At 63.8% G+C, this 13,245-nt stretch carries 15 protein-coding genes; 5 read left to right on the top strand and 10 right to left on the bottom strand.

The genetic code is table 11. From position 1 onward, the window contains the following. Positions 1 to 76 precede the first annotated feature (76 nt). Together JH15_RS14065 and hmpA are read right to left on the bottom strand one after the other, a co-directional pair. Complete coding sequence (locus tag JH15_RS14065; RefSeq protein WP_043531399.1) at positions 77 to 1,288, bottom strand: NnrS family protein; 1,212 nt, start codon at positions 1,286 to 1,288, stop codon at positions 77 to 79. Between the two features lie 10 nt (positions 1,289 to 1,298). Next, a complete protein-coding gene (gene hmpA / locus JH15_RS14060) occupies positions 1,299 to 2,480 on the bottom strand; it encodes an NO-inducible flavohemoprotein (protein ID WP_043531397.1) in 1,182 nt (393 codons plus the stop codon). A gap of 218 nt (positions 2,481 to 2,698) precedes the next feature. On the opposite strand from hmpA, the gene norR reads away from it, so the two are divergent. Next, positions 2,699 to 4,255 carry a nitric oxide reductase transcriptional regulator NorR gene (norR, locus tag JH15_RS14055; protein ID WP_043531395.1) on the top strand — a complete coding sequence of 519 codons (1,557 nt, stop codon included), beginning with the start codon at positions 2,699 to 2,701 and terminating at the stop codon, positions 4,253 to 4,255. 126 nt (positions 4,256 to 4,381) lie between these two features. Then, positions 4,382 to 4,918 carry an HPP family protein gene (locus JH15_RS14050; protein ID WP_043531393.1) on the top strand — a complete coding sequence of 179 codons (537 nt, stop codon included), beginning with the start codon at positions 4,382 to 4,384 and terminating at the stop codon, positions 4,916 to 4,918. Here the strand turns inward: JH15_RS14050 and JH15_RS14045 are convergent, their stop codons facing one another. Genes JH15_RS14045 through napE form a run of 7 tightly spaced genes read right to left on the bottom strand, consistent with a single transcriptional unit; the run spans position 4,919 to position 9,936 of the window. Next, entirely contained in the window at positions 4,919 to 5,275 is a 357-nt protein-coding gene (locus JH15_RS14045) for a hypothetical protein (protein WP_043531391.1), read from the bottom strand. It abuts the gene before it with no gap. 38 nt (positions 5,276 to 5,313) lie between these two features. Continuing rightward, complete coding sequence (locus JH15_RS14040; RefSeq protein WP_043531390.1) at positions 5,314 to 5,916, bottom strand: NapC/NirT family cytochrome c; 603 nt, start codon at positions 5,914 to 5,916, stop codon at positions 5,314 to 5,316. A gap of 8 nt (positions 5,917 to 5,924) precedes the next feature. Next, entirely contained in the window at positions 5,925 to 6,383 is a 459-nt protein-coding gene (locus JH15_RS14035) for a nitrate reductase cytochrome c-type subunit (protein WP_043531388.1), read from the bottom strand. Between the two features lie 11 nt (positions 6,384 to 6,394). Continuing rightward, on the bottom strand, positions 6,395 to 8,890 hold the full coding sequence (gene napA, locus JH15_RS14030) for a nitrate reductase catalytic subunit NapA (protein ID WP_043531384.1): 2,496 nt from the start codon (positions 8,888 to 8,890) through the stop codon (positions 6,395 to 6,397). Beyond that, positions 8,871 to 9,182, bottom strand: a complete 312-nt coding sequence (locus JH15_RS14025) for a chaperone NapD (RefSeq protein ID WP_052384128.1) — start codon at positions 9,180 to 9,182, stop codon at positions 8,871 to 8,873. Before JH15_RS14025 ends, napA begins: the two co-directional genes overlap by 20 nt. 57 nt (positions 9,183 to 9,239) lie before the next feature. Beyond that, complete coding sequence (napF, locus tag JH15_RS14020; RefSeq protein ID WP_043531382.1) at positions 9,240 to 9,725, bottom strand: ferredoxin-type protein NapF; 486 nt, start codon at positions 9,723 to 9,725, stop codon at positions 9,240 to 9,242. A 49-nt stretch (positions 9,726 to 9,774) separates the two neighbouring features. Next, the gene (napE, locus tag JH15_RS14015; RefSeq protein ID WP_081949055.1) at positions 9,775 to 9,936 is read right to left on the bottom strand and encodes a periplasmic nitrate reductase, NapE protein; all 162 of its coding nucleotides are present in this window, start codon (positions 9,934 to 9,936) and stop codon (positions 9,775 to 9,777) included. 128 nt (positions 9,937 to 10,064) lie between these two features. Between napE and JH15_RS14010 the strand changes: the two genes are divergently transcribed. The 3 genes from JH15_RS14010 to JH15_RS14000 all read left to right on the top strand — a co-directional run bounded on the left by JH15_RS14010 (position 10,065) and on the right by JH15_RS14000 (position 12,596). Beyond that, entirely contained in the window at positions 10,065 to 10,565 is a 501-nt protein-coding gene (locus JH15_RS14010) for a DUF4142 domain-containing protein (RefSeq protein WP_043531379.1), read from the top strand. 118 nt (positions 10,566 to 10,683) lie between these two features. After that, complete coding sequence (gene ubiU, locus JH15_RS14005) at positions 10,684 to 11,679, top strand: ubiquinone anaerobic biosynthesis protein UbiU (RefSeq protein ID WP_043531377.1); 996 nt, start codon at positions 10,684 to 10,686, stop codon at positions 11,677 to 11,679. Between the two features lie 8 nt (positions 11,680 to 11,687). Continuing rightward, a complete protein-coding gene (locus JH15_RS14000) occupies positions 11,688 to 12,596 on the top strand; it encodes a U32 family peptidase (RefSeq protein WP_043531376.1) in 909 nt (302 codons plus the stop codon). 43 nt (positions 12,597 to 12,639) lie between these two features. Here the strand turns inward: JH15_RS14000 and JH15_RS13995 are convergent, their stop codons facing one another. Beyond that, on the bottom strand, positions 12,640 to 13,242 hold the full coding sequence (locus JH15_RS13995; protein WP_043531374.1) for a glutathione S-transferase N-terminal domain-containing protein: 603 nt from the start codon (positions 13,240 to 13,242) through the stop codon (positions 12,640 to 12,642). Positions 13,243 to 13,245: the final 3 nt, after the last annotated feature.

Here is a 13,245-nt window from a genome sequence, read left to right as displayed (position 1 = left end):
GAAAAGCGGCCTAGCATGCCCGCTTCTCGCCGTGCAGACCTTGCGCCACGTCAAATCCCCGCCCAGTGTGCTGGGTTTAGCCGTCCTGCCCATCGACCCGCGGCGTGAGCAGCGGCCGGGCGTAATGCCAGACGAAGATCGCGAACGCCACCAGCCAGCAGAGGATGCTCAGGCTCAGCGTCCAGTGCGACACCTGGGGCCACAGTGCCGGCACCAGGGCACGCAACACCGCCGCCAACAGCATCAGCCCCAGTGCCAAGCCGATTCCCGGCAGGGTCTGAATGGTGCGGCCGGTATGGCCCAGCGAGACCCGGGCCATCATGGCCAGCATCATGGTCCCCACGCCACCCACCGTAACGGCATGCAGGCCAAGCGAGAGTTGCCCCCAACCCAGCACCGCCAGGCCCCACATGACCAGCCCCAGGCACACGAAGCCGTAGCTGGCATGCAGGCCCCACAACAGGGGTTCATGCAGTGAGCGGGGGGCGTCCCAGCGCGCCAGCCGCAGCAGGTTGATCGCCCCGGCAAACAACGCCACCACCGCCCAGGCAATGGCCGGCAGGTCGATCACCAGGCTGACCAGTTGCATGGCCACCAGCAGCATTACCGAGCCCATGCAGGCCCGCTCGAGCCAATTCAGGCGCTCCGCCTGCGGCCTGCCGAGCTTGCGCGAGGTGAAGAACGGGATCACCCGGCCACCCAGCACGACCATCAGCAGAGCGATCAACAGCACCGCCAGGTGTGCCCCGCCGCGGATCATCAGGGCATCGCCCTGGAACACGCCCAGGTGCATCAGCGCGTTGGCCACCACCAATAGGCCGAGGACTGGCACGAAGATCAGGTTGCGCCACTGGCGCACCGCGATCACCGCCCGGGCCATCGCCAGGGCAACCAGCGGCAGGAAGGCCAGGTCCACCAGGGCCGGCCACAGCGAGGTGGCCTCGGGGGCAAAGGCCAGTGCCCCGCGACCGGCCAGCCACACCACGACCAGCCCGACCAGCGGCAACCCCTTGAGGCCCGGCTGCCCGGTCCAGTTCTGCACGGCGGTGAGCAGGAAGCCGGCCACGATCGCGCTGCCGAAGCCGAACAGCATTTCGTGCTGGTGCCACCACAGCATGCCGCCATGCGGACGCAGCAGCACGTCGCCGTGCCAGAACGCCCCCCAGACCAGCATCGCCGCCAGGCTGAACAATGCACCCAGAAGGAAGAACGGACGGAAGGCCAGCCGCCACACCGGCATCGCCGATGTGAGGGAAGCGGGAAGAGGCAGGGACGCGAAACGGGCCATGGTGGTTACCTCAAGCGGTCTCGAGCGGACGTGACGGACCGAAATGTTCAAAGTGACGGCGAGACTCGCTCACCTCCAGCGCGGCCAGCGCCTGGTTGACGGCACTCATGAAGCCCTGAGGCCCCACGAAATAGCAGCGCGGCTGGCCCTCGGGCAGGTAGCGTGCCAGCAGCTCGCGATCGATACGTCCGACATGATCGGCCTGTGCCGCATCGTCTGCCTGCTCGTAGATCGTCACGCGCTCCAGCAGGTCGGGGTAACGCTCGGCAAGCGCGTCCACTTCCTCACGAAAGGCGTGATGCTCCGGGGTCTGGGCGGCATGCAGATAGACTACCCGGCGACCCTGGGACAGGGCCTGTTGGGCCATCGAGAGCATCGGCGTCTGGCCTACGCCACCGCTGATCAACATAACCGGCTCGTCACCCTCGATCAGGGTCAGGTCGCCTGCCGGCGGCAAGAGTTCCAGCGTATCGCCAACGGCCATGCGGTCATGGAAGTGACGGCTGACATGGCCGGCGTCCTCGCGCTTCACCGAAATACGGTAGCTGCGGCCGTTGGGCGCTGCCGAGAGGCTGTAGTGACGATTGACCGGCACGCCGTCGATCGTCACGCGCAAGCCGATGTACTGGCCGGGCGTGAAGTCCGCCACCGTGCCGCCATCCACCGGCTCCATCACGAACGAGCGGATCACCTCGCTCTCCTGGCGGATCTCGGCGATGCGGAAGTCGCGGGTCCCTTCCCAGCCGCCTTCCCGGCGCGTGAATTCGCGATAGCGCACGGCTTCGAGATCGATCAGCAGGCCGGCAAGCTCTTCATAGAGTGCCGTCCAGGCCGCCGCGATCTCCGGCGTCACTGCCTCGCCGAGCTCCTCACCGATGGCTGCCATCAGGCACTCCCCGACAATCGGGTACTGGTCGGGCTGAATATTCAGGGAGACATGCTTGCTGACCACGGTCGCCAGCAGCTCGCGGGCGCGGAGCGGATCGCGGCGTAGCTGAACGTAGGCCAGCACCGCCCCGGCCAAGGCGCGCGGCTGGCTGCCGCTTTCCTGGTGCGCAGCGTTGAATAGCGGCGCCACTTCGGGGTAGCGATCAAACATCAACGGGTAGAAGCGCTGTGTAATCGCATCGAGATGCTCGGCGACCAGCGGTGCGGTCGCGTCGATGAGCTGTTCCTGATCTTTCGTCAACATGGGGTGTCCTTCTAATTAAATGCTTATGCAATGCATCTTATAGGAGCAAGCCATGTGCCACGTGGGGACGCTGCGACATTGCGCCGCGACAGTGCCTGGCATACGGCCACTTGGGCGGTGAAGCGACGCTGGCACCCGCTCCATTGCCCGATCAGGCGTTGACGAATTGACAACCGATATGGTGTCGTAATCACAATGACTGTCACAACGACACACCCATGACCGATTTCCTGGATACGCTGCGCACCCTGCTCGCCACCTTGGCGGAGGGGCATTCCCGCGACGCGCTGCATGATGATTGGCGCCGGCTGCTCGATGCCCTGGTGGGCGACTCCCCTGCCGAAGCCAGCACCTTGATGGTTGCCGAAGGCGATGCCCTGCGTCCGGTGGCCGTGCTGGGACTCGATGAGGAAGTGCTGGGGCGCCGCTTCGTATTGCGTGAGCATCCTCGACTGGCAGCCATCGCGGCGCACCCCGGCGTGTGCCGCTTCCCGCCGGACAGCCCCCTGCCCGACCCCTTCGACGGTCTGCTTGATGAAACCTTGAGCGAGGTGCACGACTGCCTGGGCGTCGCGCTACGCGATGGCGACCGCCTGACGGGCCTGTTGACGCTGGACGCCCTGACGCCCGGTAGCCTGGACGGGCTGGACGAACGCCAACTGCAGGCGGCAGCCGGGCTGCTGGGCACCTGCCTGCGCCTGGCCGATCAGCTCAGTGCCGCCCGCTTCCGATTGGATGACGTGCTGGAAGAAGAACGACGCCCGTTGCACCGGGAATCGCGCAGTGCGGCCATGCGACGCCTCGATGAAGCGATCGCGCTGGTGGCACCGACCGACATGAGCGTGTTGCTGCATGGCGAGACCGGGGTCGGCAAGGAGCGCGTCGTACGCACCCTGCATGCCCAGTCGAAGCGACGACGTGGCCCCTTGGTCCAGGTCAATTGCGCCACGCTGCCCGAGAGCCTGATCGAAAGCGAGCTGTTCGGCCATTTGCGCGGCGCGTTCTCCGGTGCGGTACGCGACCACCGCGGCCACTTCACCATGGCCGATGGCGGCACGCTGATGCTCGATGAGATCGGCGAGTTGCCGCTGACGCTACAGCCCAAGCTGCTGCGCGTGCTGCAGGAAGGCGAGATCCAGCCGCTGGGAAGCGAACATCCTCAGCATGTCGATGTGCGCATCATCGCCGTGACCAATCGCGACCTGGCCAGGGAAGTCGAGGCCGGGCACTTTCGCGAGGACCTCTATCATCGCTTGAGCGCCTTTCCTCTGGAGGTGCCACCGCTGCGCGAACGTCGTGAGGACATCCCGCTGCTCGCCGGCCATTTTCTGGAGGACAACCGCATCCGGCTGGGCCTGGCCAACCTGCGCCTGTCCGCGCAAGCCGAGGCGGCGTTACTCGCCTGGCACTGGCCGGGCAATGTACGCGAACTGGAGCATACCCTGGCCCGGGCCTCGCTACGTGCCCTGGGCGAACATGGCGGCACTCCGCTGCGACGCCGGGCCGTGCTGCGCGTCCAGCAGGCGCACCTGCAATTGCCCGACACGACAGTGCATCGTGGCGAAGGTCAGACCATGGCCGATCACATTGAACCGGTTCCGCACCGAACGCGACCCACGCCCCGCTCACTGCGTGACGCCACCGATGCCTTCCAGCGTGCGCTGATTGCCGACACATTGGCCGAACATGGCGGTAATTGGGCGGCCACCGCACGCACCCTTGAGCTCGACCCGGGCAACCTGCACCGCCAGGCCCGGCGCCTTGGGCTGAAGTGAGGGAGGACAAATCAATGCGGCCAGTGGCGAATAGGCAGGTACGATAGTCGAGATAACCTAACGTTATTTCAGGCCGGCGCACCTTTTTGGCACAATCGCCTCCCTTTGGTGCAAATTGAGCAGGCCATGGTAAAAACGTACTTGAGCAAGATGAAAGGAGCGCCCGCCGAGCGCACGCCACCTTGCTGGCGTGATGCCCTGTGGTCGTGGTTCGGTGCTTTCCTGGGGATGGCCGGGGTAGGCTGGCTGAGTGACCAGGCGCTGGCCGAGCATGCCCTGCTGATGATCGGCTCGTTCGGGGCAACCTCAGTGTTGCTTTACGCCGCCCCCGAAAGCCCACTCGCTCAGCCACGCAACGTGCTCGGTGGCAATGTCCTGTCGGCCCTGGTAGGCGTGCTCAGTTGGCACCTGCTGGGCGACAACTGGCTAGCGGCCGCGGCAGCCGTCTCCACCGCCATCCTGGTAATGCAATTCACCCATACACTGCATCCCCCGGGAGGTGCGACGGCATTGATCGCGGTCATCGGCTCGAATGAACTCCATTCGCTGGGCTGGAGCTATGCCCTGATGCCGGTCGGTGCCGGCTGCCTGCTGATGCTGAGCGTAGCGGTAATGATCAACAATCTCGCCCGTCACCGCCGCTACCCCCAGCACTGGTGGTGACTAGCTTGCCGGTGAGCTGCCCTGCGTCTCGTCATCCTCCACCGGTTCGACCTGTTCCCCTTGCTCGAGCTGGCCGGGGCGAATCGGCTGAGACGTATCGTCGGGACTCTTGAACTCCGTATCGGGGGCATCCGAGCCCGAGTTGCCTGAGGACGACTCTGTCTGATCGGGGCCATTCTCATCGGGCGTGGCGGGATCCTCGGCGTCAATCACCGCCGTACCCTGGCGGTCGGGGCTGGGCGTTGGATTGGCCTCCGCCGGCCCGTTCTGCTGGGTCCCTTCCTGCGCCAGGGAGCCCTGTGACAATGCAAGGGTCAGGGCCAGCAAGCCGCCCTTGGCGAGTATTCGGTAGTCCATGACCTTCTCCTCCATTCACATGCCGTCCGTTGAGCGAATCAGTGCCAGCCCTCGACACCGGCCATGTCAGGCAGTTCGTGGGCAATCCCCTTGTGACAGGTGATGCAGGTTGCGTCACCTTCGATCAGCCCGCGTTCATGCGCTGCTGCCGCCCGCGCGCTCTGGCGGGTGAAATCCATGGCGCCTTCGTCGTGACAATTCCTGCACTCCAGCGAGTCGTTGGCCTCGAAGCGTCGCCACTCCCGGGTGGCCATTTCGAGTCGGTGTTCGAAGAATTTCTCCCGGGTATTGATGGTGCCGAAAATGGTGCCCCAGACCTCCTTGGAGGCCTGCATCTTACGGGCGATCTTGTCGGTCCAGTCATGCGGGACGTGACAGTCCGGACAGGTGGCGCGCACCCCTGAGCGATTGGTGAAGTGAATGGTCGGCTGAATCTCCTGATACACGTTGTCGCGCATTTCGTGGCAGCTGATGCAGAAGGTCTCGGTATTGGTGGCCTCCAGGGCGGTATTGAAACCGCCCCAGAACAGCACCCCGCCGATAAAGCCGCCCACCGTGAGGAAGCCCAGGCTGAAATATTTGCTGGGCGTACTGAAGGTGGCCCAGAAATCCTTGATGATGCGGATCGCTTTCTTGAACATCCCGCCCCCTATTGTCCACGTTGTCGCTGTTCGCGGATGATCTCGTCAATGTCCTGGAACGTGTTGCCGACCTGCGTGGGAGCGGTGGTCTGCGGGACGTGACATTGGCTGCAGAAATAACGCCGCGGCGAGAGCTCGGCCAGGAAGTTGCCGTCGCGATCCATGTAGTGCGTGACGCTGACCATCGGTGCCTGGCTCTCCGCGACCCGCCGACGGCTATGACAGGTCATGCAGCGGTTGGCATTGAGATCGACTTGATAGTTGTCGATCTTGTGCGGGATGGTGGGCGGTTGCATGGGGTAGGCCCTAATGCGCCGCAGGTCATTGTTTTCGACCTCATACAGCGGTTCGGGGGTGCGTTCCTCGAGCAGCGGGACGTTGCCGCGCAACGAATCGTGGTCGCCTTCGGCGGCAAAGACGGCCACGCTGACCAGCAAGATGGCGATGCCCGTATAGATCAGTCGCATGATTGTTCTCCCTAGACCCGTTCGATCCTACAGGCGCACTTCTTGAAGTCCGTCTGCTTGGAGATGGGATCAGTGGCGTCCAACGTCACCTTGTTGATCAATTGGCTGGCGTCGAACCACGGCACGAAGATGACCCCCCGCGGCATGCGGTTGCGGCCCCGCGTCTCGATGCGGCTGTTCATCTCACCACGACGACTGATCACGCGCACCTCGCTCCCGCGTCGTACTCCCAGGTTCCGCGCATCATCGGGATGCATGTAGACCACGGCCTGAGGAAAGGCGCGGTGCAGTTCGGGCACCCGTCGCGTCATCGAACCGGAGTGCCAATGCTCGAGCACGCGACCGGTCACCAGCCACAGCGGGTATTCATCATCCGGCGATTCAGCCGGTGGCTCGTAGGGCACGGCGAAGATTACCGCTCGGCCGTCGGTGTGGCCGTAGAACTGGAAATCGCGCCCCTCCTCCACGTACGAGTCGTACTCCCCGTTGTAGCGCCAGCGGGTTTCCTCGCCGTCGATGACCGGCCAGCGCAGGCCGCGTACCTCGTGGTAGACATCGAACGGGGCGAGATCGTGGCCATGGCCGCGGGTGAACTGGGCGTACTCCTCGAAAAGTCCCTTCTGGACGTAGAAACCGAAGTGCTCGGCCTCGTCGTTGGGAAATTCTGGATCGCGCTCCTCGAGATCGAAGGCATCGACCTGGCCGTTGCGGAACAGCACGTCGTAGAGGGACTTGCCCTGATACTCCGGGTTGGCATCGAGCAGTTCCTGCGGCCACACCTCCTCGATCTGGAAACGCTTGGAGAACTCCATCATCTGCCACAGGTCGGAACGCGCCTCGCCGGGTGCGGTGACCATCTGGTGCCAGAACTGGGTACGCCGCTCGGCGTTGCCGTAGGCGCCCTCCTTCTCGACCCACATGGCCGCCGGCAGGATCAGGTCGGCGAGTTCAGTGGTCGCGGTGGGGTAGGCGTCGGAGACGATGATGAAGTTATCCGGGTTGCGGTAGCCCGGGTAGGTCTCCTCGACCAGGTTCGCCGCCGCCTGGACGTTGTTGTTGCACTGGACCCAATAGACGTTGATGTCGCCGTCCTTGAGCATGCGGTTCTGCAGCACGGCGTGCGCCCCGGGCAACTTCTGGATGGTGCCTTGCGGCACTTTCCAGGTCTTCTCGGCAAAGGCGCGGTGATAATCGTTGGTCACCACCATGTCCGCTGGCAGGCGATGCGCGAAGGTGCCCACCTCACGGGCGGTACCGCAGGCCGAAGGCTGACCGGTCAGTGAGAAGGGGCTGTTGCCCGGGGTGGAAATCTTCCCGGTCAACAAGTGGATGTTGTAGACCATGTTGTTGGCCCAGACGCCACGGGTATGCTGGTTGAAGCCCATGGTCCAGAACGACATCACGCGGGTATCGGGGTCGGCGTAGAGCTCGGCCAGTTCGTCGAGCTGACGCTTGGGCACGCCGGAGAGTTCGCTGACGTAGTCGGCATCGTACTGCTGCAGGAATTCGCGATAGCGCTCGAAGTCGATGTCGCGTGCACCGGCGACATCCTTGGCATTCTCGGCCGCCAATTCCAGGCGATGCTCGGGGCGCAGCCCGTAGCCAATGTCGACGTTGCCTTCCTTGAAGCGCACGTGCTCGTTGACGAAGTCCCAGTTCACCCGGTCGTTCTCGATGATGTAGCGAGCGATGTAATTGAGCACCGCCAGATCGGCCTGGGGGGTAAAGACGATCGGCATGTCGGCGAGTTCGAAGGAACGATGCTCGTAGGTCGAGAGCACCGCCACCTTGACGTGCGGCGACGAGAGACGGCGGTCGGTGACCCGCGTCCACAGGATGGGGTGCATCTCGGCCATGTTGGAGCCCCATAGCACGAAGGCATCCGCCGCTTCGATATCGTCATAGCACCCCATCGGCTCGTCGATACCGAAGGTACGCATGAAGCCGAACACGGCCGACGCCATGCAGTGGCGCGCGTTGGGGTCGATGTGGTTAGAGCGGAAGCCTGCCTTCATCAGCTTGTTGGCGGCGTAGCCCTCCCATACCGTCCACTGCCCGGAGCCGAACATGCCGACGGCCTCGGGCCCCTTCTCACGCAGGGCCGCCTTGTATTTGTCGGCCATGACATCGAAGGCTTCATCCCAGCTCACCGGCGTAAACTCGCCATCCTTGTCGTATTCGCCATTGGTCTTGCGCAGCAGCGGCTGGGTGAGGCGGTCCTGGCCATACATGATCTTGGACAGGAAATAGCCCTTGATGCAGTTGACGCCCCGATTCACGGGCGCGTTGATGTCGGCGTGGGTCGCCACCACCTGATTGTCGCGGGTCGCCACGTTGACGCCACAGCCCACCCCGCAGAAACGGCAGGGCGCCTTGGCCCACTTGAGCTGCGTGTATTCTGAATCGGTCACCAGGTTCTGCGCCTGGCCCGGCAGGCTCACCCCAGCGGCGGCCGCGGCGGTACTCGCCGCCGATGTCTTGATGAAATCACGTCGCGTCAGCTTCATGGCTCGCCTCCCCCTCCATTTCCCTGTTCAGTTCCCTGTTCAATTCCTGGGCGCTCTCTACGTGGTGATACACCATGCTCGCCGACAGCACCCCCGGCTCGCCTTGCAGCGCATCGATGAAATCCACGGTCTCGCGTTGCCCCCCGGCCTCGATGACCAGGACCAGCTTGCCGCCGGGGTCGGCGACGTGTACCTCGACGCCGACCGCAGCCCGGCAGTATTCGGCGATCGCTGCGACACGCTCCGGCCGGGCCTGAACGACCAGGCTCGAGATATGAATATTGTCATTCATGACGTTTCCTCATCGGGGTTCTCATGGCCCCTGGATTCTTGTGAACTCATCGGGCTGTCATGGACGGCCCACCGAGAGGGTCTGGGTCGGGCACCCCGCAACGCAGGCGCCACAGCCGGTGCATAGCGTCGTATCGAGCTCGGGCTCGGGGACCCGATGGGCATTGAAGAAGAAACGAATGGCGCCGACCTCACAGCTCTCGCCGCAGCTCCGGCAATACACCCCGTCACGCCCCAGGCAGCGATCACCGAGTTTGGCAACATAGCTCCAGGGAGAAGAATGTTCGGGATCGTGGAATGCCGAGGCCTCGCACACGTCCACGCATGCCTGGCAGAACGTGCATTCGCCGCGCTGGAAATCGACTTCGGGAAAGCCACCGTCGCCACGCACGATGATTCCGGTCTCGCACGCCTCCATACAGGCTGTGCACCGGGTACAACGTGACGTAAAGCGCGGCTCGGCTTCAGCCCAGGGAGGGCGCAAAGGCAACGGCCTGCCGGGCCGGCCTTGAAGCAGGGCACGCCGTGACGCATCCACGGCCATGGCTCTCCTCGTTTATTCGTTTTTCTCGACTATCTAGCTAACGGGTTAGCTAGCTGGGCCCTGGCGGGCCGGCGAACATCTGGTAGATCCAGACCAGAAAGCCATACCCCGATACCACCAGGACGGAAAGAATCGGGAACAGAACACCTGCCAGGAATACGAACACGGTCAGTTCGCGCTTCTTCTCTGTTTTATCTATCGTCTTATCCATGCTTAAACCCATCGCAACGCGATACCTTGTACTACCGTAGGAAGTAATGACTCATGAAGCAAATGGGATAAAGGGCTGAGTGGCTTTTGTGCTGCGAACTTATTATTCGACCTGACAGGAGATAACTTATGCAACAGCGACTTAGATATGCTGTCTTGATGCTCGTCATGTTAACGGGATCGGGCACGGTATCGCTGGCCCATGCCGAGCCGCACTCGGAAGCAGAGCTGCGTACTCGCCTTCAGGCGTTTCACCATCACCAGCAAGCGCTGGCCACGCTTGCCGATGAGCGGGGAAACTCCTCCGAGATCAGCGAGTTATCCTCAACCTTCGGCGAGGATCATCGGATACTCGAGGAGTGGCTGATGGGCAGCGACACCCAGGATCACGGCTCAGCCTCGGACCATGGCAAAGCCCCGTGGGCAGACGCGGTGTCACGTCTGGAAGGGCTTGAAGGCGATGCATTCGATCAAGCGATGCTGGAACACCAACAGGAAGTTCACGAACAACTGCTCGCGTTGCTCAAGGAGAATCGACCGGAAAACACCCAGGCAACGGAGTTCGCCAACCATTTAAAGATCACTCATGAAACGTTGCGTAAACACATGGGCATGCTCGAAGGGCAGTAATCAATCCTTAAAATGAAAGGATACATGCGCACGTTATATGACGTTTCGTATGATCGATATCAAAGGTTAACTTGAGCGGTTCACTTAGTATCGTGGCGTCTCATTGTCGGAGAACGTCATGGAACTGGTGTGCCCGGCAGGCAACCTGCCCGCCCTGAAACGCGCCGTGGATGAAGGCGCCGATGCGGTCTACTTCGGCTTCCAGAATGCCACCAATGCCCGCCAGTTCGCGGGCCTCAACTTTACCGACCACCGTGCCCGTGAGGGTATCGCCTATGCGCACGCCCGGGGGCGGCGGGTATTCTGCGCCATCAATACCTATCCGCAGCCCGAGGGCTGGGCGCAATGGACCCAGGCGGTCGACGATGCCGCGGCCCTCGGCGTGGATGCATTGATCCTCGCCGACACGGGCTTGCTCGACTATGCCGCCACGCGCTATCCCGACCTGCCCCGCCATTTGTCGGTGCAGGGGTCGGCCACCAGTCATGAGGCGCTGCGCTTCTATCACGATCGCTTCGCCATCAAGCGCGCCGTGCTGCCGCGAGTCCTGTCGATGACCCAGGTTCGTGACCTGGCACGCCAGAGCCCGGTCGAACTCGAAGTCTTCGCCTTCGGCAGCCTGTGCATCATGGCCGAAGGCCGGTGTTATCTTTCTTCCTACCTGACCGGCGAATCGCCGAACACGCGCGGCGTCTGCTCACCCGCGTCGCACGTGCGCTGGGAAACCACGCCGGAGGGGCTCGAGTCGCGCCTGGGCGGCGTGTTGATCGATCGCTACGCCGAGGGCGAGCGCGCCGGGTACCCAACGCTATGCAAGGGGCGCTTCGAGGTCGACGGCGAGACCTACCACGCCATCGAGGAACCCACCAGTCTCAATACCCTGGATCTGCTGCCGGAGCTGCATGCGCTGGGCATCAGCGCGGTGAAAATCGAGGGACGTCAGCGCAGCCCGGCCTATGTGGCCACGGTGGCCGGTATCTGGCGCCAGGCCCTGGATCGCCTGGAAAAGGCGCCCGAGCGCTTCCACCCCGAACCCGCCTGGCAGGCGAACCTCAGCGAGCTCTCCGAGGGGGCCACCACCACGCTTGGCGCCTACGAGCGTCGTTGGAAATAGGAGCCACCATGCTTGAATTGACCCTGGGGCCGGTCGCGTTCTACTGGACGCGTGACCGCTACGCCGATTTCTATGCCCAAGCCGGCGAATGGCCGATCGAGACCGTCTACCTCGGCGAGACGGTATGCTCGCGTCGGCGCGACATGAAACTCGACGACTGGCGCGACATCGCCCGCTCATTGACCGAGCGGGGCAAGCGCGTGGTGCTGTCGAGCCAGACCCTGATCGAATCGGAAGCCGATCTGCGCGGGCTGCGCAAGGTATGCGACAACGGCGACTTCATGGTGGAGGCCAACGATCATAGTGCCGTCCGCCTGCTCGCCGACGCCGGCGTTCCCTTCGTTGCCGGCCCGGCCATCAACCTGTACAACGCCGCCGCACTCGGCGTCATGGCCAAGGCCGGCATGCAGCGCTGGGTCATGCCGGTGGAGATGGCGCGAGACGCCTTGGCGAACCTGCTAACCGCACGGGACGCCGCGGGGCTCGACGCGCCTTGTGAAGTCTTCGCCTATGGCCATCTGCCCCTGGCCTGGTCGGCACGCTGCTTCACGGCACGCCGCCATGGCCTGCCCAAGGACCGCTGCCAGTTCGTCTGCCAGCAGTATCCGGAAGGCCTGCCGCTGTGTGCCCAGGACGCGCCCGATGAGGTGTTCACCCTCAACGGCATCCAGACGCTGTCAGGCGCCTGTCAGGACCTGCGCCATGAGGTGCCTGAGATGCAGCGCATGGGCGTTGCTGCGGCACGCTTGAGCCCACGCGCCGAAGGCATGAGCGAGGTGGTGGCCGCCTTCGATCGCGCCCGGCGTGGCGAGTTGGCCGAGCGCGACCCCTTGGCGCTGACTGAGGTCGGGTGCGATGGCTACTGGCACGGCCAGGCGGGCATGAAGCGCACCGCGTTGCAAGCCACCCCAACTTGACTACGGGCATCGCGCCGCCACAGCGAAACCGTGCCTCGAAGGCTCAGGCGAAGCGGGTGGACACAAAGCTCTGCTGCTGGGTGTAGGCCCGATGCCAGGCGGCAAGTTCGGGGAAGTCCCGCGTCCAGTCGACTTCAGGTAGCCGCAACAACAGGTAGTCGAGGGCCACGGCGACGACGATGCCCCCCAGGTCGAGGCGATTCGACAAGGCGCCACTGTCGACCTGATCGCCCAGCGCTGCCAGTGCCCGGCCGATCGCGCGCTGGCGGCGTTGGCCCAAGACACTGGTATCCGCCTCCGCACCCTGGTGCTTGCGAGCGATTACCAGCGAGAACGCGGCCTCCGTCAGCCCCTGTCCCAGCCCGGCAATCGCCAGCACATCGGCCAGCCGTTGGCGGGGCAGCAGTTCCGGTCCCTGGCCCTGCGCATCCAGGTACTGGGCGATCAACAGCGACTCGCTCAGGGCCTGGCCCTCCTCGGTGACCAGCGCCGGCACACGCCCGAGCGGATTGGCATTCAATAAGCTGGCGTCATCCGACCAAGGGTCGCACCAGCATAAGGAAAGCGTCGTCTCCAGCCCCTTTTCCAGGGCGACGACCCGCACGACACGGGCGAAAGGCGAGGTGGCGTTGAGATACAGCTCCATGAA

The sequence above is a fragment of the Litchfieldella xinjiangensis genome (assembly GCF_000759345.1).
GTDB lineage: Bacteria > Pseudomonadota > Gammaproteobacteria > Pseudomonadales > Halomonadaceae > Litchfieldella_A > Litchfieldella_A xinjiangensis.
This window is presented reverse-complemented; position numbering and strand designations above follow the sequence as displayed.

Coding starts and splice junctions, on each gene's coding strand:
- JH15_RS14035 (WP_043531388.1), bottom strand. CDS start 6,383: ATGCGACTGATCTATACGGGCATCGCCATCTTGCTGGTCAGCGTGGCC.
- JH15_RS14025 (WP_052384128.1), bottom strand. CDS start 9,182: ATGAATGACAATATTCATATCTCGAGCCTGGTCGTTCAGGCCCGGCCG.
- napF (WP_043531382.1), bottom strand. CDS start 9,725: ATGGCCGTGGATGCGTCACGGCGTGCCCTGCTTCAAGGCCGGCCCGGC.
- norR (WP_043531395.1), top strand. CDS start 2,699: ATGACCGATTTCCTGGATACGCTGCGCACCCTGCTCGCCACCTTGGCG.
- ubiU (WP_043531377.1), top strand. CDS start 10,684: ATGGAACTGGTGTGCCCGGCAGGCAACCTGCCCGCCCTGAAACGCGCC.
- JH15_RS14000 (WP_043531376.1), top strand. CDS start 11,688: ATGCTTGAATTGACCCTGGGGCCGGTCGCGTTCTACTGGACGCGTGAC.
- JH15_RS14045 (WP_043531391.1), bottom strand. CDS start 5,275: ATGGACTACCGAATACTCGCCAAGGGCGGCTTGCTGGCCCTGACCCTT.
- hmpA (WP_043531397.1), bottom strand. CDS start 2,480: ATGTTGACGAAAGATCAGGAACAGCTCATCGACGCGACCGCACCGCTG.
- JH15_RS13995 (WP_043531374.1), bottom strand. CDS start 13,242: ATGGAGCTGTATCTCAACGCCACCTCGCCTTTCGCCCGTGTCGTGCGG.
- JH15_RS14010 (WP_043531379.1), top strand. CDS start 10,065: ATGCAACAGCGACTTAGATATGCTGTCTTGATGCTCGTCATGTTAACG.
- JH15_RS14040 (WP_043531390.1), bottom strand. CDS start 5,916: ATGTTCAAGAAAGCGATCCGCATCATCAAGGATTTCTGGGCCACCTTC.
- napA (WP_043531384.1), bottom strand. CDS start 8,890: ATGAAGCTGACGCGACGTGATTTCATCAAGACATCGGCGGCGAGTACC.
- JH15_RS14050 (WP_043531393.1), top strand. CDS start 4,382: ATGGTAAAAACGTACTTGAGCAAGATGAAAGGAGCGCCCGCCGAGCGC.
- napE (WP_081949055.1), bottom strand. CDS start 9,936: ATGGATAAGACGATAGATAAAACAGAGAAGAAGCGCGAACTGACCGTG.
- JH15_RS14065 (WP_043531399.1), bottom strand. CDS start 1,288: ATGGCCCGTTTCGCGTCCCTGCCTCTTCCCGCTTCCCTCACATCGGCG.